General features: G+C 65.8%; 20 protein-coding genes and 2 tRNA genes. 9 read left to right on the top strand and 13 right to left on the bottom strand.

The window, feature by feature from the left end; all coding sequences use genetic code 11:
- Nucleotide 1 precedes the first annotated feature (1 nt).
- From EV283_RS00685 to EV283_RS00675, 3 genes are read right to left on the bottom strand one after another with little or no spacing between them, the layout of a single operon-like run.
- A complete protein-coding gene (locus tag EV283_RS00685) occupies nucleotides 2–1,669 on the bottom strand; it encodes a glycoside hydrolase family 43 protein (protein ID WP_130321918.1) in 1,668 nt (555 codons plus the stop codon).
- Nucleotides 1,670–1,712: 43 nt separating this feature from the next.
- Nucleotides 1,713–3,503: an IlvD/Edd family dehydratase gene (locus EV283_RS00680; protein ID WP_130321916.1), complete on the bottom strand. Its 1,791-nt coding sequence runs from the start codon at nucleotides 3,501–3,503 to the stop codon at nucleotides 1,713–1,715.
- 27 nt (nucleotides 3,504–3,530) lie between these two features.
- Nucleotides 3,531–4,676 (bottom strand): aldose epimerase family protein, encoded by a 1,146-nt coding sequence (locus tag EV283_RS00675; protein ID WP_130321914.1) that lies wholly within the window; start codon nucleotides 4,674–4,676, stop codon nucleotides 3,531–3,533.
- Between the two features lie 134 nt (nucleotides 4,677–4,810).
- On the opposite strand from EV283_RS00675, the gene EV283_RS00670 reads away from it, so the two are divergent.
- Nucleotides 4,811–6,139 (top strand): sugar MFS transporter, encoded by a 1,329-nt coding sequence (locus EV283_RS00670; RefSeq protein ID WP_242615722.1) that lies wholly within the window; start codon nucleotides 4,811–4,813, stop codon nucleotides 6,137–6,139.
- Between the two features lie 99 nt (nucleotides 6,140–6,238).
- Here the strand turns inward: EV283_RS00670 and EV283_RS00665 are convergent, their stop codons facing one another.
- On the bottom strand, nucleotides 6,239–6,484 hold the full coding sequence (locus tag EV283_RS00665; protein ID WP_130321912.1) for a hypothetical protein: 246 nt from the start codon (nucleotides 6,482–6,484) through the stop codon (nucleotides 6,239–6,241).
- Between the two features lie 10 nt (nucleotides 6,485–6,494).
- On the opposite strand from EV283_RS00665, the gene EV283_RS00660 reads away from it, so the two are divergent.
- Nucleotides 6,495–6,851: a hypothetical protein gene (locus EV283_RS00660; protein WP_130321910.1), complete on the top strand. Its 357-nt coding sequence runs from the start codon at nucleotides 6,495–6,497 to the stop codon at nucleotides 6,849–6,851.
- Nucleotides 6,852–7,500: 649 nt separating this feature from the next.
- Here the strand turns inward: EV283_RS00660 and EV283_RS00655 are convergent.
- From EV283_RS00655 to moaA, 3 genes are all read right to left on the bottom strand, one after another.
- A tRNA-Asn gene (locus tag EV283_RS00655) sits at nucleotides 7,501–7,575 on the bottom strand.
- 88 nt (nucleotides 7,576–7,663) lie between these two features.
- A complete protein-coding gene (locus EV283_RS00650) occupies nucleotides 7,664–8,443 on the bottom strand; it encodes an NAD kinase (RefSeq protein ID WP_130321908.1) in 780 nt (259 codons plus the stop codon).
- The gene (gene moaA / locus EV283_RS00645; protein ID WP_130321906.1) at nucleotides 8,440–9,453 is read right to left on the bottom strand and encodes a GTP 3',8-cyclase MoaA; all 1,014 of its coding nucleotides are present in this window, start codon (nucleotides 9,451–9,453) and stop codon (nucleotides 8,440–8,442) included. The genes EV283_RS00650 and moaA overlap by 4 nt, the downstream gene beginning before the upstream one ends.
- 136 nt (nucleotides 9,454–9,589) lie before the next feature.
- On the opposite strand from moaA, the gene EV283_RS00640 reads away from it, so the two are divergent.
- The gene (locus EV283_RS00640; protein ID WP_347400186.1) at nucleotides 9,590–11,263 is read left to right on the top strand and encodes an EAL domain-containing protein; all 1,674 of its coding nucleotides are present in this window, start codon (nucleotides 9,590–9,592) and stop codon (nucleotides 11,261–11,263) included.
- Entirely contained in the window at nucleotides 11,260–11,706 is a 447-nt protein-coding gene (locus tag EV283_RS00635; RefSeq protein ID WP_242615720.1) for an SgcJ/EcaC family oxidoreductase, read from the top strand. The genes EV283_RS00640 and EV283_RS00635 overlap by 4 nt, the downstream gene beginning before the upstream one ends.
- Nucleotides 11,707–11,719: 13 nt before the next feature.
- On the opposite strand, the gene EV283_RS00630 is transcribed toward EV283_RS00635, so the two are convergent.
- Nucleotides 11,720–12,901, bottom strand: a complete 1,182-nt coding sequence (locus EV283_RS00630; protein ID WP_242615719.1) for an alpha-hydroxy-acid oxidizing protein — start codon at nucleotides 12,899–12,901, stop codon at nucleotides 11,720–11,722.
- A 106-nt stretch (nucleotides 12,902–13,007) separates the two neighbouring features.
- On the opposite strand from EV283_RS00630, the gene EV283_RS00625 reads away from it, so the two are divergent.
- The 3 genes from EV283_RS00625 (at nucleotide 13,008) to EV283_RS00615 (ending at nucleotide 18,180) form a co-directional block, all read left to right on the top strand.
- On the top strand, nucleotides 13,008–15,113 hold the full coding sequence (locus EV283_RS00625) for a prolyl oligopeptidase family serine peptidase (RefSeq protein ID WP_130321904.1): 2,106 nt from the start codon (nucleotides 13,008–13,010) through the stop codon (nucleotides 15,111–15,113).
- Between the two features lie 13 nt (nucleotides 15,114–15,126).
- The gene (locus tag EV283_RS00620; protein WP_207223016.1) at nucleotides 15,127–16,911 is read left to right on the top strand and encodes a DUF885 domain-containing protein; all 1,785 of its coding nucleotides are present in this window, start codon (nucleotides 15,127–15,129) and stop codon (nucleotides 16,909–16,911) included.
- Between the two features lie 123 nt (nucleotides 16,912–17,034).
- Nucleotides 17,035–18,180: a CaiB/BaiF CoA-transferase family protein gene (locus EV283_RS00615; RefSeq protein ID WP_130321902.1), complete on the top strand. Its 1,146-nt coding sequence runs from the start codon at nucleotides 17,035–17,037 to the stop codon at nucleotides 18,178–18,180.
- A 48-nt stretch (nucleotides 18,181–18,228) separates the two neighbouring features.
- Here EV283_RS00615 and EV283_RS00610 read toward each other — a convergent pair whose 3' ends face one another.
- From EV283_RS00610 to EV283_RS00595, 4 genes are all read right to left on the bottom strand, one after another.
- Nucleotides 18,229–18,486, bottom strand: coding sequence for a hypothetical protein (locus tag EV283_RS00610; protein WP_242615718.1), 258 nt, complete (start codon nucleotides 18,484–18,486; stop codon nucleotides 18,229–18,231).
- Between the two features lie 285 nt (nucleotides 18,487–18,771).
- Nucleotides 18,772–18,847, bottom strand: a tRNA-Ile gene (locus tag EV283_RS00605).
- Between the two features lie 139 nt (nucleotides 18,848–18,986).
- Nucleotides 18,987–19,253, bottom strand: coding sequence for a hypothetical protein (locus EV283_RS00600; RefSeq protein ID WP_031393308.1), 267 nt, complete (start codon nucleotides 19,251–19,253; stop codon nucleotides 18,987–18,989).
- Between the two features lie 154 nt (nucleotides 19,254–19,407).
- Nucleotides 19,408–20,811: a M20/M25/M40 family metallo-hydrolase gene (locus EV283_RS00595; RefSeq protein ID WP_130321900.1), complete on the bottom strand. Its 1,404-nt coding sequence runs from the start codon at nucleotides 20,809–20,811 to the stop codon at nucleotides 19,408–19,410.
- Between the two features lie 103 nt (nucleotides 20,812–20,914).
- Between EV283_RS00595 and ettA the strand changes: the two genes are divergently transcribed.
- On the top strand, nucleotides 20,915–22,594 hold the full coding sequence (gene ettA, locus EV283_RS00590; RefSeq protein ID WP_055880597.1) for an energy-dependent translational throttle protein EttA: 1,680 nt from the start codon (nucleotides 20,915–20,917) through the stop codon (nucleotides 22,592–22,594).
- Nucleotides 22,595–22,599: 5 nt separating this feature from the next.
- Nucleotides 22,600–23,793, top strand: a complete 1,194-nt coding sequence (locus EV283_RS00585; protein WP_130321898.1) for a histidine kinase dimerization/phosphoacceptor domain -containing protein — start codon at nucleotides 22,600–22,602, stop codon at nucleotides 23,791–23,793.
- Between the two features lie 116 nt (nucleotides 23,794–23,909).
- Here EV283_RS00585 and EV283_RS00580 read toward each other — a convergent pair whose 3' ends face one another.
- The gene (locus tag EV283_RS00580; RefSeq protein WP_130321896.1) at nucleotides 23,910–24,794 is read right to left on the bottom strand and encodes a diacylglycerol kinase family protein; all 885 of its coding nucleotides are present in this window, start codon (nucleotides 24,792–24,794) and stop codon (nucleotides 23,910–23,912) included.
- Nucleotides 24,795–24,875 lie beyond the last annotated feature (81 nt).

The raw sequence follows: 24,875 nt of genomic DNA, 5'->3' as shown, positions 1-24,875 counted from the left end.
CTCATGAGGTTCCGGCGGCCGGATCATAGACATAGGGCCCGACCACCGTCCCGACAAAGCCACCCGCGCGCGCGGTGGTCAGCAGCGTCGCATCGAAGTTCGACAGCAGCGTGCGGCGGCCGGCCCGCGTCTGATAGTCGAACGCCATCACGCCCTTGTCCGCCCGGATCGTCAGCGTCACCGGCCCCGACGGATCCACCGGCGCGGACGTGACGAGCGTATCGGCCTGCGCCTTGTCGCGGGCATACAGTGCCACGACGGGCTTGCCCGCGATCCGCGTGATCCCGAAGAACAGGAATGACTCGTCGTTCTGCACCGCGGCAAGGCCCGCGCGGGCGCCATCGGTCCGGGGCGCGAACGTCACGCGCGTCGTGATCGTCGCGATGTGATGCTGTTGGCGACGGCCGAGGAACGCCGGCACGCCCTGTCGATCGCCCAGCGCGGCGCGCGATCGCAGCGTCAGTCCACCCGCACCCAGCGTATGGAACGGCGTGGCGGGCGCGCGGATACCGATCCATTGCATCGCCAGGCTCTTGCCGTCGAACGCATCGCTATACGCGAAATCGCCGGTGACGGGGGTCGTCGGCCGGGGCTGTGCGGGCAGCTCGGGCTTGGTGGGGGCGAACGGGATCGGGGTCTTCGGCGCCAAGATATGCGGCCAGCCATCGGACCAGGTCACGGGCAGCAGGAAGGTCTCGCGGCCGATCGCATAGCGTTCGGGCGCATAGGGCCGCGTCGCGAGAAACGTCGCCCACCAATCGCCATTCTGCGTCTGGACGAACTTGGCGTGGCCGGCCGATGTCACCGGGTTCGCGCGATCCGCGGCAAGCCCGCGCTGCGTGAGGATCGGATTGTCGGGGTAGGGGACGAACGGCCCCGTCAGGCTCTTCGACCGGAACACGACCTCGGAATGATTGTCGCCGGTGCCGCCCTCCGCCGCGATCAGGTAATAGAAATCGTCGTGCCTGATCAGGTGAGGCCCCTCGATCCACACCGGCTTGGTCGCAAGGTCGACACCGCCATTGACGATCTGCGTGCTCGGCCCGACCATCTTGCCGGCGCGCCAGTCATATTCCTGCACCCAGATCGCCCTGTGCCCGTCATAGCGCGGCGGCTCGTCGGGCGCGCGATTGTTGACGATATAGGCCTTGTCGCCTTCCCAGTAGATCGATGGATCAATCCCCTCGAACGGCAGCCAGATCGGGTCGGACCAGGGCCCGGCCGCGTCCTTCGCGGTGATCACGAAATTGCCTTTGCACTGCACGCAGGTGTTGACGATGTAGAACACGCCCGCGTGCCACGAGATGTCGGGGGCGAACACCGCTTGCGACAGCCCGCGCCCGGCAAGATCAAGCTGGCTCGGCCGCGAGATCGCGTTGCCGATCTGGACCCAGCTTACCAAGTCCTTCGATTTGAAGATCGGCAGGCCCGGAAAATGCGCGAAGCTCGAATTGACGAGGTAATAGTCGTCGCCGACGCGCGTCACCGACGGATCGGGGTAATAGCCCGACAGGATCGGATTGCGGTATTGGTTCGGCGCCAGGACGACGCGCTCCTGCGATCGCCCGTCATAGCTGAAGCGGTCGAACCGCGCGGTTTGCGCAACTGCCGCCTGGGCAAGCACCAGCGCGGACAGCGTCGCCGCGATGCGCGGTAGGGATCGGGTCATTGATGCTCCTGGTCTGAACGGATCCGTACCGCGCTGGGCGTACTCAGTGGTTGTCGCGCGGCAGGCCCATCGTCTGGGCGATCCGCTGATACTTCTCGGCGCCTTCGAGGATCGCGCCGGTTTCCATCTGGCCGACGGTAGCGCGCTGGATTTCCTGCCACGGGGTCTGCGAACGCGGAAAGGCATAGCCCCCCGCTTCGGTCAGCGCGCGGCGGCGTTCGGCGAGGTCTTCGTCGGCGATCAACACGTTGGCGGATCCCTTGCCGAGATCGATGCGGACGCGGTCGCCGGTGCGGATGAGTGCGAGACCGCCCATCGCCGCGGCTTCGGGCGAGGCGTTGAGGATCGAGGGCGAGCCGGAGGTGCCCGACTGGCGACCGTCGCCGATGCAGGGCAGGGCGTGGACGCCTTCGCGGATCAGATACGCCGGCGGCCGCATGTTGACGACCTCCGCGGCCCCCGGATAGCCGATCGGCCCGGCGCCGCGCATGAACAGCAACGTGTCCGTGGTGATGCCGAGCGACGGATCGTCGATCCGGTGGTGGTAATCCTCCGGCCCGTCGAACACGACCGCGGGGCCCTCGAACGCCTCGGGATCGTCCGGGTTGGACAGATAACGCGCGCGAAATTCGGGGCTGATCACGCTGGTCTTCATGATCGCCGAATCGAACAGATTGCCGCGCAGGACGATGAAGCCGGCATCCTCCAGCAACGGCGTCGCGAACGGGCGGATGACGCGTTCGTCCTCGATCGTCGCGGTCCGGCAATTGTCGCCGATCGACTTGCCGTTCGCGGTCATCGCGTCCTCGTGGATCAGCCCCTGCTTCATCAGCTCGGACACCACCGCGGGGACGCCGCCCGCATGATAATAATCTTCGCCGAGATACTCGCCAGCGGGCTGAAGGTTGACCATCAGCGGCACCTTGTGGCCGTGCGTCTGCCAGTCGTCGATCGGCAGGTCGACGCCGATGTGGCGCGCGATTGCGGCAAGGTGGATCGGCGCGTTGGTCGATCCGCCGATCGCCGAATTGACGACGATTGCGTTGTGGAAGGCCTCCTTGGTCATGATGTCGGAGGGCTTCAGATCTTCTTCGACCATAGCGACGATGCGCTTGCCGGTCTTGTACGCGACCTCCTGGCGGTCGCGATACGGCGCGGGGATCGCGGCCGATCCGGGCAGCTGCATGCCGAGCGCTTCGGCAAGGCTGTTCATCGTCGTCGCGGTGCCCATCGTGTTGCAATAGCCGGTCGACGGCGCCGACGAGGCGACGAGCTTGATGAAGCCCTCATCGTCGATCGCGCCGGTCGCGAGCAGTTCGCGCGCCTTCCACACGATCGTGCCCGAGCCGGTCCGCTCGCCCTTGTGCCAGCCGTTGAGCATCGGCCCCACCGACAGCGCGATCGCCGGGATATTGACGGTCGCCGCCGCCATCAGGCAGGCGGGCGTCGTCTTGTCGCAGCCGATCGTCAACACGACGCCGTCGAGCGGATAGCCGTAGAGTACCTCGACCAGCGCGAGATAGGCGAGGTTGCGGTCGAGCCCAGCGGTCGGGCGCTTGCCGGTTTCCTGGATCGGATGGACCGGGAATTCGAGCGCGATGCCGCCCGCCTCGCGGATGCCCTCGCGCAGACGCTCGGCGAGCACGAGGTGGTGGCGATTGCAGGGGCTCAGGTCGCTGCCGGTCTGCGCGATGCCGATGATCGGCTTGCCCGAGCGCAGTTCCTCGAGGCTCAACCCGAAGTTCAGATACCGCTCCAGATAGAGCGCCGTCATGTCGATATTCTCGGGGTTGTCGAACCACGCACGGCTGCGGAGTTTGGGCATGTCGGTCATCGAAAGGGGCTTTCTGGGGATCGGATATCAGCGGACGACGGAGAGGCGATAGATCATGGCGTGATGATAGGGCTTGCCCGGATCGACGCGTGCCGACACGAAGCTCGGCTTGTTCGGCGCGTCGGGGAATTTCTGCGGTTCCAGCGCGATGCCGTCCCCCATCCGGTACAGATGGCCTTGCTTGCCGACAAACGTGCCGTCGAGGAAATTGCCGGTATAGAATTGCACGCCCGGCTCGGTCGACAGCACCTCGAGCACGCGACCCGACAGCGGATCCTCCAACCGCGCGGCCAGTTCCGGCTTCGCGGTCAGGCCCTTGTCGAGCGCGAAATTATGGTCGTAGCCATGGCCATAGCGGATCTGCTGGTCGCGGCCGTCGCGGATTCCCTCGCCGACGATGCGGCCGCCGCGGAAATCGAAGACGGTGCCGGCGACGGGTTGCAGCGCGCCGGTCGGGATCAGCGTATCGCCGACCGGGGTGATCGCCTTGGCGGGGATCGTCAGCCGGTGGCCATAGGTGCCCGCCGCCGATCCTTCGCCACCCAGATCGAAGATCGCGTGGTTGGTCATGTTGACGATCGTCGGCTTGTCGGTCTTCGCGTCATAGCTGATGCCGAGATTGCCGGCGTCGTCGAGCGTGTACGTTACCGTGACGTCGAGCGTGCCGGGATAGCCCGAATCGCCGTCGAGGCTGCGATGGCCAAGCACCAGCGTCGCGGTCGGGCCACTCTTGGCGGAGACGATCGTCCAGGCGACCTTGTCGAAGCCGTTGCCGCCGCCGTGCAGCGTATTGGTCTTGTCGTTGAGCGGAAGCTGGTAGGTCTTGCCGTCGAGCGTGAAGCGGCCATCCGCGATCCGGTTGGCGAAGCGGCCAACCGTCACGCCGAAGAAATTGGGATGATCGACATAGGAGGCGAGGTCGTCATAGCCGAGCACCACGTCGGCGATCTTGCCGTTGCGGTCGGGGCCCATCAACGATTGCAGCGTCGCGCCGTAGGACAGGATTCGCGCGGACACGCCGTGCGCGTTGCTCAGCGTCACCGCCTCGATCGCGGTGCCGTCCTTCAGGGTACCGGCGGGGGTGCGCTTTACGTCAGCCGCGTCGGCCGCCTGCGTCGAAAGCGCTGCGAGCATGGTTGCCACGATGATCCCCGTCTTCCTGATTGCTCGCATGCCCGCTCCCTCCGTGTTCGCGACGCCGTTGACGCGCCTTGCTCGGCTATATAGTCAGACAATATATTTCTGGGCAAGCCATGCGGGAAAAGACTGTTTTTCAGTCGCCGACACGGCACGGAGGATGAACGATTATGGCGATGCCGATACAGACGCACACGCATACACCCGCGCGCGCCGCGCCGGTCGGAGCGGCGGGAAGCGGGGGCTACCGCTCCGCGCTGACGCTGCTGGCCAGCCTGTTCTTCATGTGGGGCTTCATCACGGTCATCAACAACACGCTGCTGCCGCACCTGCGCAGCGTGTTCGACCTCAGCTATACACAGACAACGCTGATCGAGAGCGTCTGGTTCATCGCCTATTTCTTCGCCTCGATCCCCTCGGCCAAGCTGATCGAGCGGGTCGGCTATCAGCGCGCGATGGTGTTCGGGCTTGGCCTGATGGCGGTCGGCGCGCTGATGATGGTGCCCGCCGCGCGGCTGCCGAGCTACGGCGTGACGCTCGTCGCGCTGTTCGTGATCGCCAGCGGCATCACCTTGTTGCAGGTCGCGGCCAACCCGTATGTCGCGGTTGTCGGACCGCCCGAGACCGCGTCGGCGCGGCTCAACCTGGTGCAGGCGTTCAACTCGGCGGGGGCCACGCTCGCGCCATTGTTCGGCGGCTACCTGATCCTCGGTCGTTCGACCTCAGGTACGGCGGTCGCCGGCTCGACCGCGGTGCTGACCCCGGCCGAGCGGCTTGCCGATGCGCAGTCGGTGGTGCTGCCCTACCTGATCGTCGCGGGGGTGCTGGTCGTCCTCGCGGTCGTGATCGCGCGCTTCCCGCTGCCGGCGATGGGGGCCGCGACGCAGCGGTCGGCGAAGGCGGACCGCAAGGGCCTGTCGCTCTGGTCGCACCGCAACCTCGTCTTCGGCATCCCGGCGATCTTCATCTACCTGATCGCCGAGATCGGCGTCGCCAACCTCTTCATCAATTTCGTCAGCCAGCCGCAGATCGGCAACCTCAGCCACGAGCAGGCCTCGCACTACCTCTTCATCCTGTGGGGCGGGATGATGGTCGGCCGGCTGGTCGGCAGCGTCGTGATGCGCACCATCCCCGCCGAGCGAGTGCTGGCGGTGGCGAGCATCGGCGCGTTTCTCGTCATGCTGATCGCCACCTTCACCACCGGCCATGTCGCGATGTGGGCGCTGATCTCGGTCGGGCTGTTCCACTCGATCATGTTCCCGACGATCTTCACGCTCGGCATCCGTGGCCTGGGGCCGCTGACCGAGGAGGGATCGGGGCTGCTGATCATGGCGATCGCGGGCGGTGCGCTGGTGATCGTCCAGGGCTGGCTCGCCGATACCTATGGGCTGCAGATCTCCTTCCTGCTGACCGCGGCGTGCGAACTTTATATCCTGTTCTATGCGCTCTGGGGATCGCGCGTGACGGACGCGCTACCGGATCCCGTCGCCGTCCATTGAAGGAGCGGGCACGACGATCGCTGCCAAGGCGATCGTCGCTGCTCGGAGTAATTCGACGGGGCGAGTGAGCCGATGATCAGGACGTGGTGAACGCGTCGATCAAGTCGAAGTGGCGTTAGTTTTTTCCGCCAGAACAAGAACATCGGCCAGATACGCGCCGATCAGCGTTTCGCCCTGCGTGTCTGCGAGCAGAAGCGCCCGCGCTATTGCGGCATGCAGCGACATCGCGTCAGGATCATCGGGTTTCTCCATCCGCCCATCGAAGGCATTTCGGCGTTCGCTGACAATGGCAATAATTAAAAATCGACGGACATATGTTGTGGAAGCTGTCCCCGAGCCGGGCATGTACTTGCGTATGTTTGGTGACCGCGACCGCAGCAAAGCCGCCCAAGCCATTCTGGCAGCAAGGGCATTCCGGAAAAGACTTTTTCCCAGCGAGATCTTCGATGACCATGCCTGGGGTATGCTTCTGATTCTCTTCATCGCATTTGCCGATGGCGAGGTGATATCGGAAATCGCGCTGCTGGAACGTGTGGGCCTTAGCGTAACCGCAGGACGCCGCTGGATCGCGCATCTCGTCGGCGAGGACCAGATCGAATTGCGCGAAGACGGCGGCGGGGTGACGCTCTCCGAAAACGCACTCACCAAGTTGCGCATCTTCCTCGACGAGGCCTGCGATGTCTCAAACTGGTTCGTAAGCGTCCGGCATTGATGGCGGCCCGCCGACCCGCTGTGCCGGAGAGGCGAGCGCCGGCTTTCAAGCGCAGACACAAAAATGGGCGACCGCAGCCGCCCAAGGGAATGGTGTCGAAGGGGGCCAACGACACGCAATATTTGGGTTAGTCTAGCTGTCCAATTATTGCAAGCCTTAGCCTAGCTTCGAGCAAGCGACCGGGTCATTCCGCCGAAGTTTCCAGATCGCTTGCATGGCGTGTGTCTAAATCTGCAGTAGCGTTGACGCGACGTTTTTCGTCCTCGTAACTGGCCACGTGTGCCCTTTTGTCTCCGCCGCTTGAGTTGTCGATTGCCGTGGACAAACGTCAGCGTGCCCCGAGAAACTGCCGGTCAGATACTCGAGACGTTGGGTCCACTGGATGGCAAGTCGAGTCCGAAGCTGCAGCGCAAGACCACGGTGCCACACCAAATGCGCCGAAGCGGGGCTCGGGTGCGCTTCTACAAACGCTAATCACGCATTTGCGACTGGTGACCGCCGAAGGCGTCCCCTCACACGCGATGAGCGGGCAAATGCGAAAGCGGCCGGCATTCACGCGGGAACAGCAGAAACAGAGAATATTTGATGAAGGCGGGGCACTGCCACCGGCCAATCTTGCCACAAACCGGAGGTTTGTGCGGCTTAAAAATGGCTCCCTGAGTAGGATTCGAACCTACGGCCACTCGATTAACAGTCGAGAGCTCTACCGCTGAGCTATCAGGGAACGTTGCCGGAGGCGGCTCTATAAACGGCCAGTCGGGCGATGCAAGCGGGTTTCTCGTAAAAAGTGAACTTCGGCTGGAAATCGGCGGTCAGGCGACGAACTGTTCCATCGTGATGCGATCGTCGAGCGCGTGCTCAGGGTCGAACAGCAGGGTCAGCTCGCGTGCGCGGTCCATGCAGATGTCGACGCGCGCCACGTCGCGGATCTCGCGCTGGTCGGCGACCGCGGACACTGGGCGCTTGCCGGAGTCGAGCACGCGGATGCCGATGCGCGCCTTGTCGGGCAGGATCGCGCCACGCCAGCGGCGTGGGCGGAACGGGCTGATCGGAGTCAGCGCGATCATGCCCGAGCCGAGCGGCAGGATCGGGCCATGCGCCGACAGGTTGTACGCGGTCGATCCCGCCGGCGTGGCGACCAGGATGCCGTCACAGGCGAGTTCGGGCAGGACGATGCGGTCGTTCACCGTCACCTCCAGATTGGCGGTCTGGCGGGTCTCGCGCAGGAACGACACCTCGTTGATCGCGGGCAGAGTGTGCGTCCGGCCATCGACGCCGATCGCGGTCATGCTGAGCGGGATTACCTTGAACGGCTTCGCGCGCTCCAGCCGGTCGCCGAGCCCGTGGTGGCGCCATTCGTTCATCAGGAAACCCACGGTGCCCAGGTTCATCCCGAACACGGGTACGGGCGGCTTGCGGCGCTCCAGCATCGCGTGGAGCGTCTGGAGCATGAACCCGTCGCCGCCCAGCGCGATGATGACGTCGGCGTCCTCGACCGATACCCACTCGCCCATATCGGCGAGTTCGGCCTCTGCGGCACGAGCGGACGGGGTATTGGACGCAACCAGCGCCCGCCGCTCGTACCGACTCATCCGCCGGTGACGCTCATGTGGCGCGCGACGGCGGGGCCTTCGCCCTGGCCGATGCGGAAGTCGTGCGCCTTTGGCTTGGCGAACAGTCCTGCGTCGATCGCTGCGTCGAGACCGGCAGTACCGCCATCGCGCAAGGCTGCCTTGAGATCGACCTGATCGTCATGGCCTAGGCACATGTACAGCTTGCCCTCCGTCGTCAGGCGGACGCGGTTGCAGCCATCGCAGAAATTGGCGGTCAGCGGCGAGATCAGCCCGAGCCGAGTACGCGTGCCATCGACGTTCCAGTAGCGGGCGGGGCCGCCAGTCTTGTGCGCATCGCGTGCGAGCGTGAACTGCTGCCCGAGTTCGTCGAACACCTTGGTGAGCGGCAGGAAGCGATCGGTGCGATCCTCGTCGATCGCACCGAGCGGCATCGTCTCGATCAGCGAAAGGTCGAAGCCCTCGTCACGGCACCATGCCAGCATCGGCGCGATCTCGTCCTCGTTGAAGCCTTTTAGCGCGACCATGTTGATCTTGATGGCGAGGCCGGCATCGCGCGCAGCGTAGATCCCGCCAATGACCTGCGCGACATCGCCGTGGCGCGTGATGTAGCGGAAGCGATCGGGATCGCGGCTGTCCATGCTGACATTGACTCGGCGGATGCCGGCATCGACCATCGCCTCGGCATGCTGCGCGAGGCGCGTGCCGTTGGTCGTCATCGTCAGTTCTTCGAGGCCGGAGCCGATATTGTGGCCGAGCCGCTGGACGAGTTCGGCAACGTCGCGGCGCACGAGCGGCTCGCCCCCCGACAACCGGATCTTGGTCACGCCGCGCGCGATGAAGCGTTCGGCGATGATCGCGATCTCCTCCAGGCTCAACAACTTCGACCGCGGGAGGAACGTCATCTGCTCGGACATGCAGTAGCGACACCGCAGGTCGCAGCGGTCGGTCACCGAGATCCGCAGATACTTGATCGTGCGGCCATGCGTATCCTGCAACGGCTTTTGCGTGAGGGATGGCGCGAGCGTCATGGCATCAGAGCTAGGACGTGACTGCTCCGGTAACAAGGCCGGAGCGGGCGCAGCACGTGTTGCAAATGCATTGGCGGGGGGCGATGCGCCAGCTAAGCTCGCACCGATGGGGGAGGGTGCGACGGATATGGAAGACATGCAGACAGCAACGACGCTGTTCGCGGTATCGTTCCGTCAACGCGGTGAAATCGCGGAGATTCTCGCGCGCGCGGGGGCGGGTGCGGACTGGCAGGCGGCGGTGTTTGGCGATGCCGTCGCGATCGAAAGCCGGTTCCTCGCGAGCGGCGCTGCCGTCGCGTTGATCGATGCGCGCGGCGACCTGGACGAGGGGCTGGCGGCGACGCTCGCGCTGGGCGGACTGGTCGCCACCAATGGCGCGGCGCTGCTCGTGCTGGTGTCGCGCGGTGACGTCGAAGCGATCGGCGAGTTCTTCGATGCAGGCGCCACGCAGTTCCTCACCAGCCCGGCGACCGATGGCGAACTGGTCCAGGCGCTGCGGTTCGCCGGGCGGCATGCGGTGCGCAGCGCGGGCAGCGCGATCGATCGCCGCCGCATTCCCGGCGCATCGCTGTACGACCGCGAGACCGGCGACGTCCGCCGCTGGATCATCGGCCGGATCGCCGCCGATTGCCCGGTCGCGGTGGTGCTCGTGTCGTTGTCGCGGCTCGACATCGTCAACGCCGCGCATGGCCGCCCTGCCGTCGACGCGCTGATCGAGACGGCAGTACGACGGACCGAACGCGTCGCGCACGCTGCGATCGGGGTCGATTCGATGGTCGCGCGGCTCGGCGGCTCCGAATTCACGCTGGTGCTGGAGGCGTCGGGGGCCGCGGTGACGGCGGCGATCACCGCGCTGGATGCGGCCCTCGCACGGCCGTTTCGCGTGGCGGATACGCGCGCGGTGCTCGGGTGTCGGTTCGGGGTGGCGCAGCGCCAGCCGGGCGACGACGCTGCGGCCCTGCTGCGCCGGGCGAGCGAGGCGCTGGCGGAGGCCAAGGCGAGCGACGGGTCGGTGCTGCACGTGGCGTTGCCCGACGGGGTCGCGCCGATCGATGCGCTGGCGATCGACCTGCACCACGCGATCGAACGCGACGAGATCGATCTGCGCTGGCAGCCGCAGGTCGAGATTGCGGGCGGCCGGATCGCCGGGGTCGAGGCATTGGCGCGGTGGAACCACCGGACGCTCGGGCCGCTCGGCGCGGATACGCTGTTCGATGCGGCCGACCGCGCGGATCTGGGCATCGCGTTGTCGGATCACATCCAGCGCCTCGTGCTGGCGCGGGCGGTGGCGTGGCCCGCCGCGCTGGGGACGTTGCGCGTGTCGCTGAACCTGACCGCGGCGGATATCTCGCGGCCCGGTTTCGCGGCGCTGTTCCTCGCGCGGGTCGACGCTAGCGGCTTTCCACGCGGCCGCCTGACCGTCGAGATCACCGAGACCGGGTTGATAGAGGATCTCGCCGTGGCATCGGCGTTGCTGGCCGAACTGCGCGGGGCAGGGTGCCGTGTCGCGATCGACGATTTCGGCACGGGCTATTCGAGCCTCGCCTATCTCAAGTCGTTGCCGCTCGATTACGTCAAGATCGACAAGTCGCTGGTCCGCGATATCGACGGCAGCGCGCGCGACCGCGTGGTGGTGGCCGGCGCGATCACGATGGCGCGATCGCTGGGGCTCGCGGTGATCGCGGAAGGCGTGGAGACTCCGTCGCAGCTCGAGCTGCTGACCGCGGGCGGCTGCGGCCTGTACCAGGGCTTCCTGTTTTCGGAGCCGGTCGACGAGGCGGTGCTGCTGGATCTGGTGGAGAGAGAATGATGCGCCAACTGATGCTGCCGGTCGCGATGATGGCCATGGCGGCGGCACCGGCGCCGGTATCGGCCCAGATTTCGGCCCAGACTCCCGCGGCGACCGCGATCCGCCAGGCGATGGAGGCGAGCGCCGCCGGGTGGAATGCGGGCGATCTCGCGCGGTTCATGGCGGTCTATGCCGATGATGCGGTGTTCGTGACGCCCAAGGGGTTGCTGCGCGGCAAGGAGGCGATCTCCGCCAAATACCGGCCGAGCTTTCGCGGTGTCGGCAATGCGCGCGGCGCGCTTTCGTTCGCGTTCCTCGAGATGCGTAGGATCGACGCGCGCCACGCGATGCTGTTCGCGCGCTGGACGCTGACCGGGCCGTCGACCGTGGAAAGCGGCATGACGACCCTCGTCTTCGAACGGCGCGGGACCGCGTGGCAGATCATCGCCGATCACAGCAGCTGATCCGCCCGCGGGCTTACCGTGATTGACGCTCGGCCCCGGCCGCACGCACCTCGGCGATTGTCGGATACCCGTTGACCGCCATCAGCAGGTCCGCCTCCGCGAGCAGGCATTTGAGGACGTGCGCCGCCCCCTCCGCGCCGCCGAGCGCGAGGCCATAGGCATAGGGCCGTCCGACGCCGACCGCGGTCGCCCCCAGTGCCAGCGCCTTCACCATGTCGGTGCCCGATCGGATGCCCGAATCGAACAGCACTGGCGTGCGCCCCGACGCGGCGACGACGGCGGGCAGCATGTCGATCGCGGCGATGCCGCCATTCGCCTGCCGCCCGCCATGGTTCGAGCAGTAGATCGCGTCGGCGCCAGCATCGATCGCGCGGCGCGCATCGTCGGGGTGGCAGATGCCCTTCAGCACCAGCGGCAATTTGGTCAGCGAGCGCAGCCACGGCATGTCCGCCCAGGTCAGCACCTTGCCGAACACGCCGGCCCAGGCTTGCACCGCCGCGGCCTTGTCCTCCTCGGGCGTCCGGTCGAGCAGACCGCGGAACACCGGGTCGCTGAAGTAATTGGCCAGCACGTGCCCGCGCAGCTGCGGGAAGTTCGCCGCATTCAAGTCGCGCGGTCGCCAGCCCGTCACCCAGGTGTCGAGCGTCACGACGATCGCCTTGTACCCGGCGGCTTCGGCACGGCGGACGAGGCTCTCGGTCAGTGCATCGTTCTTCGGCGTGTAGAGCTGGAAGAAACCGGGCGTCTCGCCGAGCTGTGCTGCGACGTCCTCGAGCGGATCGTTCGACAGCGTCGACTGGCAGAGCGGCACGCCGGTGATCGCCGCCGCCCTGGCCGCCGCGAGGTCGCCATGCCCGTCCTGCGTGCAAATGCCGTTGATGCCCACCGGGCTCATGAACAGCGGGGTCGGCAGCGTCATGCCGAACAGCTCGACCGACAGGTCGCGACGCGAGCAATCGACCATCATCCGCGGCGTCATGCCCCAGTGCGCAAAGGCATCGGCATTGTGGCGCTGGGTATGCTCGTCGCCGCACCCGCCCTGCAGATAGGCAAGCGTCGCCGGGGGCAGCGCGGCGGCGGCGCGCGCCTCCAGCGTCGCGAAGTCGACCGGCACCCCCGGCAGCACGCCGTTCAGCCCCGCAAAGTAGATCGCGTTCTGGTAATCGCCGAACTGCGGCGGACGCTTCGGTGGCACGGCCATCATCCTCTCCTTCTGTTTTGCGGCCCTTGTACGCTGCGGCGCATGACGAAGTCATTCCTTCTGCCTAAGGGATGGAAGACCGTTTACAGAAAGTCCGACGATGTCCCTTCGCTCGCCTCTCTTCCTGCTGCTGGCACTCTCCACGAGCGCGGTCGGCCAGACGCCCGCCGCGGACCCGAATGCGTATCTCGAGGATATTCACGGTAAGCGGGCGCTCGACACGGTCGCCGCGTGGAACACGCGCTCGCTGGCGACGCTCGAGGCGAAGCCCGGCTATGCGGACTATCGTCGGCGCGCGCTCGACCTGTTGCAGGCGGATCGGCAGATCGCCAACCCCGACCAGATCCTCGGCGATCAGGTGCTCAACCTGTGGCAGGACAAGGCGAACGTGCGCGGGCTGTGGCGGGTCGCGTCGCTCGCGTCGTTCACGCGCGGCAAGCCCGTGTGGCGGACGCTGATCGACGTCGATGCGCTGGGCAAGGCCGAGGGCAAGAGCTGGGTCTGGAAGGGCGCCACCTGCCGCTCGCCATCCTATGATCGCTGCATGGTGGCGCTGTCGAACGGCGGCGGCGACGCGGTGGTCGAGCGCGAGTTCGATATCCCGTCGGGCAAGTTCGTCGCCGACGGTTTCTCCGTGCCGATCTTCAAGACGCGGCTGAGCTGGGCGGGCCCTGACGCCCTGTACGTCGCGACCGATTTCGGCGCGGCCAGCCTGACCAAGTCGGGTTATCCGCGCACCGCCAAGCTCTGGCGGCGCGGCACGCCGCTCGGCGCCGCAACCGAGATCGCGAGCGCGACGCAGGATGATGTCGGGATCAACGTCAGCGTGTTTCCTGATGGCGACCGCACCTTTCCGCTGGTCGTGCGCGACGTTGATTTCTTCCATTCGAAGCGCAGTCATGTCGCCGACGACGAACGGCTGGTGGCGACGCCGTTGCCCGACGATGCGGTGATCAATACCGTGCTCGACGGCCGACTGATCGCCACGCTCGCGTCCGACTGGCGCGGCGTGCCGAGCGGATCTGTGGTGGCGTACAGCATCGCCGACGTGCTGGCGGGGCGGGCACCGACGATCGAGCGCGTGCTGGTGCCGACTACGACACAGGCGGTCGAACAGGTCGATTCGAGCCGATCGGTCCTGTGGGTCAAGATGCTCGACGACGTGTCGGGGCGGCTCGTGTCGTTGACGCGCGGTGCCGACGGCGGCTGGACGCAGTCGGTCGCAGCCTTGCCCGCCGCATCGACGATCCATCTCGACGCCACCGCGGGCAAGGACGATGTCGCCTTTGCCACGGTCGAGAGCTTCCTCAGCCCGCCCGCGCTCTATGCGGTCCACCCGGGCGCACAGCCGGTCACGGTCGATACGCTGCCCGCGCGGTTCGATGCGTCGACGATGCAGGTAGACCAGCGTTTCGCGACATCGAAGGATGGGACGAAGATCCCGTACTTCCTGGTGCGCAAAAAGGGCACGAGCGGGCCGATGCCCGCTTTGGTCCACGCCTATGGCGGTTTCCGCAATGCGCAGACGCCGACCTATCTGGTCGACCAGCCCTATCGTTCGGGCCCGGCCGGGCTGTTCTGGGTCGAGGAGGGCAATGCGTTCGTGCTCGCCAACATCCGCGGCGGTGGCGAATACGGCCCGCGCTGGCATCAGATGCCGCTGCGCGAGAACCGACAAAAGGCCTATGACGATCTCCACGCGGTCGGTGACGATCTGGTCCGCACCGGCGTCAGTGCCAAGCGCAAGATCGCGGTGTCCGGGCGTTCCAATGGCGGGCTGCTCGTCGGCGTCGCGATGGAACAACGCCCCGATCTGTACGGCGCGATCGTGATGGGATCGCCGTTGCTCGACATGAAGCGTTATTCGCATCTGTCCGCAGGCGCTTCGTGGATCGGTGAATATGGCGATCCCGACAAACCGGCGGACTGGGCGTTCATCTCGAAATATTCGCCCTACCAGAATCTGAAGCGCGGCGTGCGCTACCCTGCGCCGTTCATCTACACCTCGACGGAAGACGACCGCGTCCACCCCGGCCACGCGCGCAAGTTTGCCGCGCGGCTCGAGGCGTATGGCGATCCGTTCTTCTATTACGAGAACCCTGAAGGCGGCCACGCCGCGGGTGCCGACAAGATCGAGGACGCCAAGCGCGCCGCGCTCGTCACCGTCTATCTCAACACGCAGCTCGGCACCGTACCGCAGCGCTGATCGTCAGGAATTCATGATGCGTAAACTCCGCCTGCTCCTCGGCGCCGCGATCCTGGCGCTCCCCGTCTCGTCGATGTCCACCCCCCTGCTCGCCGCGCAGGCTGCGCAGGGCAGCGCGTTCGCGGCGCTGTCGAAGCGCTATGTCGACGGCCTCGCGCGGCTCAATCCGTCGTCCGCGACCGCGCTCGGCGATCACCGCTTCGACGCGCAGATCACCGACATGTCGGCGGCCGGTCGCGCCAAGCGCGCGGCGTTCTCCAAGGCGATGCTCGCCGATCTCCAGCGGATCGACCGCAAGGCGCTCCCGCGCGAGGAGCAGGTCGATGCGGCCTTGCTCGACAACGCGCTGCGCTACGACATCTGGGATGCCGAGACGCTCGGCGGCTGGGCGTGGGATCCGCAGGTCTATAACGACATTGCCGGCAGCTCGCTCTACGCGCTCGCCGCGCGCGATTTCGCCCCCTGGCCGCAGCGCCTGAACGCCGCGACCGCGCGGATGGCGGCGCTGCCCGCGTTGCTCGCTCAGGCGCGTGCGAACATCGTGCCGGCGCGCGTCCCCTCGATCTACGCAACGACGGTCGCCAAGCAGAATAGCGGCATCGTCGACATTGCCGAGAGCATGCTCGCGCCGCATCGCGACACGCTGTCGGCAGCCGACGCCAAGCGGTTCGACGCGGCGCTGGCCACGCTGAAGACCGCGGTGGCCGAGCATCAGCTCTGGCTCGACAAGACGCTGGTGCCGGCCGCGAAGGGCGATTTCCGGCTGGGCGCGGCGCTGTACGACAAGAAGCTCGCCTTCGCGCTGCAATCCGACCTGACCCGGCCCGAGATCAAGCGCCGTGCGCAGGCCGCGATCGTCGACACGCGCGCACAGATGTACGCGATCGCGCGTCAGATATTCGGCGCAAAGCCCGGCGCGCTGCTGCTTCCCGACAAACCGAACGACGCGCAGCAACAGGCTGCGATCCAGGCCGCGCTCGAACTCACCTACGCCAAGCGTCCGCCACGCGACGGCATGATCGACGCCTCGACCAAGGCGCTCGCGCAGGCGACCGCGTTCGTCCGCGACAAGGGCCTGGTCGGCATGCCCGACGGCCCCGTGAAGATCATCACGATGCCCAAGTTCCAGCAGGGCGTCGCGGTTGCCTATTGCGATTCCCCCGGCCCGCTCGAGAAGAATCTCGGCACGTTCTTCGCCGTCTCGCCGATCCCCGACGACTGGACCGAGGCGCAGGCGACGTCGTTTCTCAGCGAATATAATGATTACATGATCCACGACCTCGCGGTGCACGAGGCGATGCCGGGTCATTATCTCCAGCTCGCGCACGCCAATGCGGCGCAGTCGACGCTGCGCGCGGTGCTCGGCTCGGGGCCGTTCGTCGAGGGCTGGGCGGTGTATGCCGAGGGGATGATGGCGGACCAAGGCTATCTCAACGGCGATCCGCTGTTCAAGCTGACCGTGCTCAAGATGCGGCTGCGGTCGATCTCGAACTCGCTGCTCGACATCGGCATCCACACCGAAGGCATGACGCGCGACCAGGCGATGCAGCTGATGACGCACACCGCCTTCCAGCAGGAGCGCGAGGCGGCGGGCAAATGGGTCCGCGCATCGCTCGGCTCGACGCAGTTGCTGAGCTACTTCACCGGCTATTCGGAGCATATGGCGCTGCGGGACGAGGCGAAGAAGCGGCAGGGCGCGGCGTTCGATCTCAAGCGCTACAACGACGCGCTGCTCGCGCATGGTTCGCCGCCGGTGCGCTACGTCCGCGAATTGCTGTTCGACCTGCCGATCGGGTAACTGCCGGTCGCTTGACCCGATCTGCGAATGCTGTGACGCTGCTCCGATAAAAGGCCATCGGAGAGGCGTCATGGCGGCAGGACATCTTCGTCGCGATCACCGCGGCGGTATCGGGCTGCGGCGATGAGCGGGCCGCTTGGCGGGATCCGGATCGTCGAGCTTGCCGGGATCGGGCCAGCGCCGTTCGCCTGCATGATGCTCGCCGATCACGGTGCGGAGGTGATCCGGATTGAACGACCGGACTCGAGAAAGGGCGGACCGGGTGGCGATCCCACCAAGGACATCCTGCTGCGATCGCGCAAGGTCATCGCGGTCGATCTCAAGTCTGCCGACGGGATCCGCGTGGTTCGCGATCTGGTCGCGTCGGCGGATGGGGTCGTCGAGGGATTTCGGCCGGGTGTCGCCGAACGGCTGGGGCTCGGGCCCGACGTGCTGCTGGAAGCCACGCCGCGCCTCGTCTACGGCCGCATGACGGGCTGGGGGCAGGACGGCCCCTATGCGCAGGCGGCGGGGCACGACATCAACTATATTGCGCTGGCGGGCGCGCTGCATGCGTTCGGGCGCGCGGGGGAGAAGCCCACGCCGCCGATCAACATGGTCGGCGATTTCGGCGGCGGCGGGATGATGCTGGCGTTCGGGATGGTCAGCGCGTTGCTGCATGCGCGGACGACCGGGCAGGGGCAGGTGATCGACTGCGCGATGACCGATGGCGCGGCGCTGCTGATGAGCATGATCTGGAGTTTCCACGGCCAGGGCCTGTGGCGTGACGCGCGCGGCGTGAACCTGCTCGATACCGGCGCGCATTTCTACGACACCTATACCTGCGCGGACGGCGAATACGTAGCGATCGGCGCGATCGAGCCGCAGTTCTACGCGGTGCTGCGCGACAAGGCCGGGCTTGCCGCCGACCCGGCGTTCGACCGGCAGATGGACCCGCGCAGCTGGCCGGCGCTGAAGGAGAAGATGGCGGCTATGTTCGCCACCAAGACCCGCGACGAATGGTGCACGATCCTCGAACATGGCGACGCGTGTTTTGCGCCGGTGCTGTCGATGCGCGATGCGCCGAAGCATCCGCACAATGTCGCGCGGGGAACGTTCGTCGAGGCGGGTGGGGTGGTCCAGCCGGCCCCTGCGCCACGCTATTCCCGAACTCCAACCACCACGCCGCGAATGGCGGGCGAGGACGCAGATATGGAGGATGTGCTGGCGGGGATCGGCTACGCGACGGACTCGATCGCCGCACTAAAGGCTGGCGGCATCGTCGCCTGATCTATGGTCTGAGGATGTGGGCCGGTGCTTGCACACCGGCCCGGTAGATTAGTTGCTGTCCGAATTGTCGCTATCGCCATCGATGGCAAGATACAGACCACCGCCAACGGCAACCGCGGCGAGTGCGACGATGATCAGGCCACCTTGGCCGGCGATCTTGCTCTTCTTGGCGACTGGCGAGCCCGTGCGAACGGCCTTGCTGACCGACAGGCTGGATGCCGGGCTTACCGGTGCGGCACTGGCGACGACCGGTGCAGCAACGAGCGTGAGGCCAGCGGCCGCCATGGCGAAGGATTTGATAAACATTACAGATTCTCCTGAAAGTACGGCAAACATCGCCGCAACTGTCAAAAACGTTCCTGCAGGGTATAATGTTCACAAAGGTTAAAGATGAGGCCTTTGATCTTTACGAAATCACGGCCAGTCGAAATGGCGGGCGGTTTTGTTGCGGGCGTGCTCACGGTTGGATCATCGGCGCACGCCGATTCTTCTCCATGATTTCCGCGGGATACGCGGTGCCATCGGACTTCTCAACCGATTGCGGGGCTTCCAGGCAGACACAGTGAAGTTGCGGGGCCAAATTCTGGAAGTTGGTGGGCCCGGCAGGAATCGAACCCGCAACCTAGCCGTTATGAGCGGCCAGCTCTAACCGTTGAGCTACAGGCCCCACCGGCGCCTGCGTTAGCGCACGCGGGCATTTGGCAAAAGAGTGCAACGTGGTTGGCACAAATAAAAAAAGGGCGCTCCCGAAGGAACGCCCTTTTCCGACAATAAAACCCTATCGAGCGCGAACGCCCGAAAGAATTTTAGTTCATGTTGTCGGTCTTTTCGTCGGCAGCGTCACGGACGTTGTCGGCAGCAGCGTTCATGTTGTCAGCTGCGTTCTCGAGCACGTCGGTAGCGACTGCGTTCGAGGTGTTGTCCGCCATCGCGTCCATGTTGTCAGCCTGCATTTCCATGTTGTCAGCCAGCATGTCCGCGTTGTTCTCAACGGCGGCGGCTTCTGGCGACTTGCTGCAGGCTGCGACGGACATCAGGCCGGCGGCAGCAGCGATCAGAACGATCTTCTTCATTCGAATGCTCCCAAGCATAGTTTCACTCGCGGCCGACCCGATTGCCGTCGCGAAGTCACGTCAAATAGCGGACCCCGGCGGGGGGTCAATCCGCTAAATTCATCTCTCCGCAAGCTTTGCGGCAGAACGATGACGTTTCGGTTGCTGCAACTGGTCACTTTTCGAGCACGATCGGGCCGATTTCTTCGGATGCATTGGCCACCGTTGCGATCATTGCGGTCCACGCCGCGACGTTCTGGCGAAGCTGTTCGGGGTCGATCCGATCGAGCGTATCCTCGGGCGTGTGATGATAGTCGAAGTAGCGCAGACCCGACTGGTTGAGGTCGATTCCGGCAACGCCTGTCGCGATCGTCGGGCCGACATCGGTGCCGCCGTGCGGGACACCGGCACCGCGGATGATCCCGAGCGGCGCGAGCGCGACCGCGAGGCGATCGACCACCGGCTTGGCGGTGTCCGGCAGGCTGCTCTCGAACCGCCAAACGCGATCGGCGCCGAAGTCCGATTCGGCGGCGGTGGCATGACGCTCGCCGGCATGCGCCTTGGCATAAGCGGCCCCGCCGAAGCCGCCGCTCTCCTCATCGCCGAACCAGACGACGCGGATCGTCCGCCGTGGACGCTGGCCGCTGTCCATCACGATCTTGGCGGCGGCGGCGGTGATCGCGACGCCCGATGCGTCGTCGATCGCGCCGGTGCCGAGATCCCAGCTGTCGAGATGGCCGCCGACGAGGACGATGCCGGCCTTGGGGTCCGTGCCCGGAACCTCGGCGACGACGTTGCCGGAGTCGCGCATGCCGACCTGCTTGTCTTCCAGCACCAGCTTCATCGTCACGGGCTTGCCGAGCTTTACCAGTCGCTCGACATGCTCGGCGTCCGCCACCGACAGCGCCGCCGCGGGGATCGGCGTTACGCCCGCGTCGAAATTGGTGTTGCCCGCGTGCGGCCCGCGACCATGATCGGTGCCGATTGACCGGATCACGATCGCCGCCGCACCCTTTCTGGCGGCGACGTTCGGCCCGAAAAAGCGCGCAGTGCCTTGCGATCCATAGCTCGACCCGTCCTGGGTCGGCTGCATCGCGTTCGAAACGAAGGCGATCTTGCCTTTCAGGCTGCCGTCGGCGGCGAGCGCCAGGTCATTATAGGTTGCGAAATACACGATCGGCAGCGTCAGCCCGCCCGCCGGTGTCGCGCCCGAATTGCCGAGGCCGACCAGATGCAGTGTCTGCGCATAGGGTGCGACCAGGTCGCCACTCTCCGTTCCGCGCGACCAGACGGGCAACTGGTATGTCTCGACCCGGACATTCTTGAACCCGAGTGCTTTTAGCTTGGCGACCGACCAGGCGCGCGCCCGTGGTGCTGCCTCGGTGCCGGTCATCCGCGGGCCGACCTCGGTCGTGATTCCCTCGACGATCTTGTACGCCGTGTCGTCGGTCAGCGCCTTGTCGCGCAGCGCGGCGACCTTCGCGTCCGCTGCGGTCGCAGGCGCGGCGGCACGTTGCGCCGCTAGAGGAGAGGTGAGGGCGGACGCGGCCAATACCGCGAGCAGGGTGCGTTTCATCATGGGGGCAGCCTATGGTGCTGCTCCCCGTTTGCCAACGGCTCGCCGCATCGCTATCTGCGCACGTCAAATCCCGCCTCATTCAAGCATGGAGCTCGGCACCCACATGGCCGTCCAGTATACCTACGTCATGAAGGGTCTGTCGAAGACCTTCCCCGGTGCCAACAAGCCCGTTCTCAACAACATCCATCTGCAGTTCATCCCGTCGGCCAAGATCGCGATCATCGGCCCGAACGGCTCGGGCAAGTCGACCTTGATGAAGATCATGGCGGGCATGGATCCCGATTTCACCGGCGAGGCCTGGGCGGCCGAAGGCGTCAACGTCGGCTATCTCGCGCAGGAGCCGCAGCTCGATCCGACCAAGGACGTGATGGGCAACGTCAAGGACGGCGTGCGTCCCGTCGCCGACCTCGTCGACCGGTTCAACGCGATCTCGGCCGAGATGGGCGATCCGCAGGACGACACCGACTTCGACGCGCTGATGGAAGAGATGGGCGAGCTTCAGGCCAAGATCGACGCGGTCGACGGCTGGGCGCTCGACAGCCAGCTCGAACAGGCGATGGAAGCGTTGCGCTGCCCGCCGGGCGATGCGTCGGTGGTGAACCTGTCGGGCGGCGAGAAGCGTCGCGTTGCTCTGTGCAAGCTGCTGCTCGAGAAGCCGCAGATCCTGCTGCTCGATGAGCCGACCAACCATCTCGACGCCGAAAGCGTGTCGTGGCTCGAAAACTACCTCAAGGAATATACCGGCAACGTCATCCTCGTGACGCATGACCGCTACTTCCTCGACAACGTCGTCAACTGGGTGCTCGAGCTCGATCGCGGCCGCTATTACACCTACGAGAGCAACTATTCGGGCTATCTGGAGAAGAAGGCGCAGCGCCTCAGCCAGGAAGAACGCGAAGAGGCAGGCAAGCAGAAGGCGATCGCCGACGAGCTGGCGTGGATGCGCCAGACCCCCAAGGCGCGCCAGACCAAGTCGAAGGCACGTATCCGCGCATTCGACGAGCTGATGGAGAAGCAGGAGAACCGTGTCGCCGGCAAGGCCGCGATCCTGATCCAGCTGCCCGCGCGCCTCGGCGGCAAGGTGATCGAGGCGAAGGGCCTGACCAAGTCGTACGGCGACAAGCTGCTGTTCGATGGTCTCGACTTCACGCTGCCCCCGGGCGGCATCGTCGGCGTGATCGGCCCCAACGGCGCGGGCAAGTCGACCTTGTTCAAGCTCATCACCGGCCAGGAAACGCCGGACGAGGGCACGATCGAGGTCGGCTCAACCGTCAAGCTCGGCTATGTCGACCAGAGCCGCGACGATCTCGATCCGAACAAGAACGTCTGGCAGGAAATCTCCGACGAGCTCGAGATCTTCCGCTTCGGCAAGCAGGAGATGGGCACGCGTGCGTATGTCGGCGCGTTCAACTTCCGCGGGCCCGACCAGCAGAAGAAGGTCGGCCAGCTGTCGGGCGGTGAGCGCAACCGCGTCCACATGGCCAAGATGCTCAAGGAGGGTGGCAACGTCCTCCTGCTCGATGAGCCGACCAACGATCTCGACGTCGAGACGCTGCGTGCGCTCGAAGAGGCGCTGGAGACGTTTGCGGGCTGCGCGGTGGTCATCAGCCATGACCGCTTCTTCCTCGATCGCCTCGCGACGCACATCCTCGCCTTCGAGGGCGACAGCCATGTCGAGTGGTTCGAGGGCAATTACGCGTCGTACGAGGAGGACAAGCGTCGTCGCATGGGCGATGCCGCTGATCGCCCGACTCGCCTGGCGTACAAGAAGCTGACGCGCTGAGGGAAATGCCGGTCATCGAACACTCCCCCGGCGGCGACACCCCTCCTGGCGCAGGCGAGCTTCAATATCGCCTGCGCCAGCAGTCCATTCTTGCCGATTTCGGGATCGAGGCGCTGCGCGCACGCGATCTCGAACCAATGCTGCAGCGGGCGACCGAGCTGTGCGGCGAGGGGATGCGTTCGAAATATTGCAAATTCCTGGAGTATCGCCCCGAGCAGAACAGCTTGCTGGTACGCGCGGGGATTGGCTGGGCGCCCGGCGTGGTCGGGTCGACCGAGATGCGCACCGATCTCGCCTCGCCCGCGGGGTTTGCGCTGGAGACCGGCGAGCCGGTAATCTCGAACCATCTCGAGAATGAGGACCGTTTCCGCACGCCGGCGTTCATGGCCGAGCACAAAATCCGCCGCGCGATCAACGTGCTGGTCGAGACCTCGGGCAAGCGGTTCGGCGTGCTCGAGGTCGACAGTCCCGACGAGGGCAAGTTCGAGCCCGCCGATCTCGCCTTCATGCAGGGCTTTGCCAACCTGATCGGCGTCGCGATCGAGCGACAGCAGGCCGAGCAGCGACTGAGCGATGCGATGGAGCATCAGGAACTCCTCACGCGCGAGGCTAGCCACCGCGTCAAGAACAGCCTCGCGCTCGTCTCCGCGATGCTCAACCTGCAGATGCAGGAGGATGACGATCCGCGGATCACGCGGCTGCTCGGTGATGCGCAGGCGCGGATCACCGCGATCGCGCAGACGCATGACCAGCTCTGGCGTGGCGAACAGGTCGGTATCGTCGCGCTCGACGATCTGGTTTGCGGGATCGCCACGGGGTTGGCCGAGCAGGCACCTAACCACCGCATCGAGTGCGATATCGACGCGATCCTGATCAGCGCGGACACGGCGATCCCCGTCGGGCTGCTCGTGACCGAGCTCGTCACCAACGCGATCAAATATGCCTATGACGACGCCGGCGGCGCGATCGCGGTGACGATCCGCAGCGTGGACGGACGGATCGTGCTGACGGTTTCGGATACGGGCGCGGGACTGCCGGCGGATTTCGATCTGAAGGCCGCGTCGCGGCAGAGCCTGGGGATGCGGATGATCGGCAGCCTCGCGCGGCAGCTGCGCGGGACGATCGTGATCGAGAATGGCGTGGTCGGGACGTGCGCCACGCTCGATATACCCGATCCGCGGGTGACCTCGGCCGCCTAACGTATCGGGCTACCGAACTCCCGTTAGCTACGACCCTTGTGTCCCCGCGAAGGCGGGGCCCCAGACTGGACTCCCGCCTTCGCGGGAGAACAAGGAGGAGGGTGCCTCGCTTCGGATCAGGCCGGCGCCATCACCCGGATAATTCCCGCCGCCACCTTCGCCGTCACCGGTGTACGTGCCAGCACCTCGCCATCGATCGAGATCGGCAGCGGCGGAATGGTGTTGATCTTCAGGCTCTTGCCGCGAAAGTCTCGGACCTTCTCGTGACGCGATTGCAGCCGGAAGACGCTGGAGACCCAGTTCTGCACCAGCCGGCGCTTCACATGCCCCATCACCGCCTGCACGACGATCTCGCCCGAATCGACCGCCGCCGCATCGACTAGTTCGGTGCCGCCATGATAGGGCCCGTTCGAGATCCGCACCTCGACGACGCGGATCTTCACCGCGGTCGGGCCTTCGCCGACGATCAGCGTGAACGGGCGGAAGCGGAGATATTGATACGCCGCCCAGCTGAGATAGCCGACCTTGCCGAGCATCTTCTTCAACCCGTGCGGCACCGTCTCGGCGATCTTTGGACTGATGCCCATCGCGGCGCAGTTCGCGAAATAATCGCCGTCGATCATCCCCAAGTCGATCCGGCGCGGCTTGCCGGTGCGGATCACCTCGACCGCCCCCTCGATCGTCAGCGGGATGCCCAGCGTGCGTGCGAAGCTGTTCGCGGTGCCCAGCGGCAGCACGCCCAGGATCACGTCGTGGCCGACCATCAGGTCGACCAGTCCGCTGACCGTGCCGTCCCCGCCACCCAGGATCAGCAAATCGGGCTTCTTGGCGAGCGCGCGCAGCACGGTCGCCTCAAGGTCCTTCGGATCCTCGACCGCGTGTGCGTCGACCTCATAGGGAAGTCCCGACATCGCCGCGCAGGCGCGCTTGAAGAGCTTTTGTCCCTTGCGGGACTTGGCATTGACGACGAGCGCGGCAGAGGTGATCGTATCGTTCGACATAGGGCTCCCAAACGCACGACAGGCGGTTCCGCACGCGTAACGCCTGTGGGGTAACGCTTGATCCGTCCGCGGTCATCCCGC

This window comes from Sphingomonas sp. BK036 (genome assembly GCF_004216825.1).
Taxonomy (GTDB): domain Bacteria; phylum Pseudomonadota; class Alphaproteobacteria; order Sphingomonadales; family Sphingomonadaceae; genus Sphingomonas.
Note: the sequence above shows the minus strand (reverse complement) of the source record. Positions and strands in the feature narration are given on the sequence as shown.

Bases quoted from the DNA above. Each gene is read 5' to 3' on its own strand.
- EV283_RS00685 (WP_130321918.1), bottom strand. From the start codon at position 1,669: ATGACCCGATCCCTACCGCGCATCGCGGCGACGCTGTCCGCGCTGGTG.
- EV283_RS00680 (WP_130321916.1), bottom strand. From the start codon at position 3,503: ATGACCGACATGCCCAAACTCCGCAGCCGTGCGTGGTTCGACAACCCC.
- EV283_RS00675 (WP_130321914.1), bottom strand. From the start codon at position 4,676: ATGCGAGCAATCAGGAAGACGGGGATCATCGTGGCAACCATGCTCGCA.
- EV283_RS00670 (WP_242615722.1), top strand. From the start codon at position 4,811: ATGGCGATGCCGATACAGACGCACACGCATACACCCGCGCGCGCCGCG.
- EV283_RS00665 (WP_130321912.1), bottom strand. From the start codon at position 6,484: ATGCCCGGCTCGGGGACAGCTTCCACAACATATGTCCGTCGATTTTTA.
- EV283_RS00660 (WP_130321910.1), top strand. From the start codon at position 6,495: ATGTTTGGTGACCGCGACCGCAGCAAAGCCGCCCAAGCCATTCTGGCA.
- EV283_RS00650 (WP_130321908.1), bottom strand. From the start codon at position 8,443: ATGAGTCGGTACGAGCGGCGGGCGCTGGTTGCGTCCAATACCCCGTCC.
- moaA (WP_130321906.1), bottom strand. From the start codon at position 9,453: ATGACGCTCGCGCCATCCCTCACGCAAAAGCCGTTGCAGGATACGCAT.
- EV283_RS00640 (WP_347400186.1), top strand. From the start codon at position 9,590: ATGCAGACAGCAACGACGCTGTTCGCGGTATCGTTCCGTCAACGCGGT.
- EV283_RS00635 (WP_242615720.1), top strand. From the start codon at position 11,260: ATGATGCGCCAACTGATGCTGCCGGTCGCGATGATGGCCATGGCGGCG.
- EV283_RS00625 (WP_130321904.1), top strand. From the start codon at position 13,008: ATGTCCCTTCGCTCGCCTCTCTTCCTGCTGCTGGCACTCTCCACGAGC.
- EV283_RS00620 (WP_207223016.1), top strand. From the start codon at position 15,127: ATGATGCGTAAACTCCGCCTGCTCCTCGGCGCCGCGATCCTGGCGCTC.
- EV283_RS00615 (WP_130321902.1), top strand. From the start codon at position 17,035: ATGAGCGGGCCGCTTGGCGGGATCCGGATCGTCGAGCTTGCCGGGATC.
- EV283_RS00610 (WP_242615718.1), bottom strand. From the start codon at position 18,486: ATGTTTATCAAATCCTTCGCCATGGCGGCCGCTGGCCTCACGCTCGTT.
- EV283_RS00600 (WP_031393308.1), bottom strand. From the start codon at position 19,253: ATGAAGAAGATCGTTCTGATCGCTGCTGCCGCCGGCCTGATGTCCGTC.
- EV283_RS00595 (WP_130321900.1), bottom strand. From the start codon at position 20,811: ATGATGAAACGCACCCTGCTCGCGGTATTGGCCGCGTCCGCCCTCACC.
- ettA (WP_055880597.1), top strand. From the start codon at position 20,915: ATGGCCGTCCAGTATACCTACGTCATGAAGGGTCTGTCGAAGACCTTC.
- EV283_RS00585 (WP_130321898.1), top strand. From the start codon at position 22,600: ATGCCGGTCATCGAACACTCCCCCGGCGGCGACACCCCTCCTGGCGCA.
- EV283_RS00580 (WP_130321896.1), bottom strand. From the start codon at position 24,794: ATGTCGAACGATACGATCACCTCTGCCGCGCTCGTCGTCAATGCCAAG.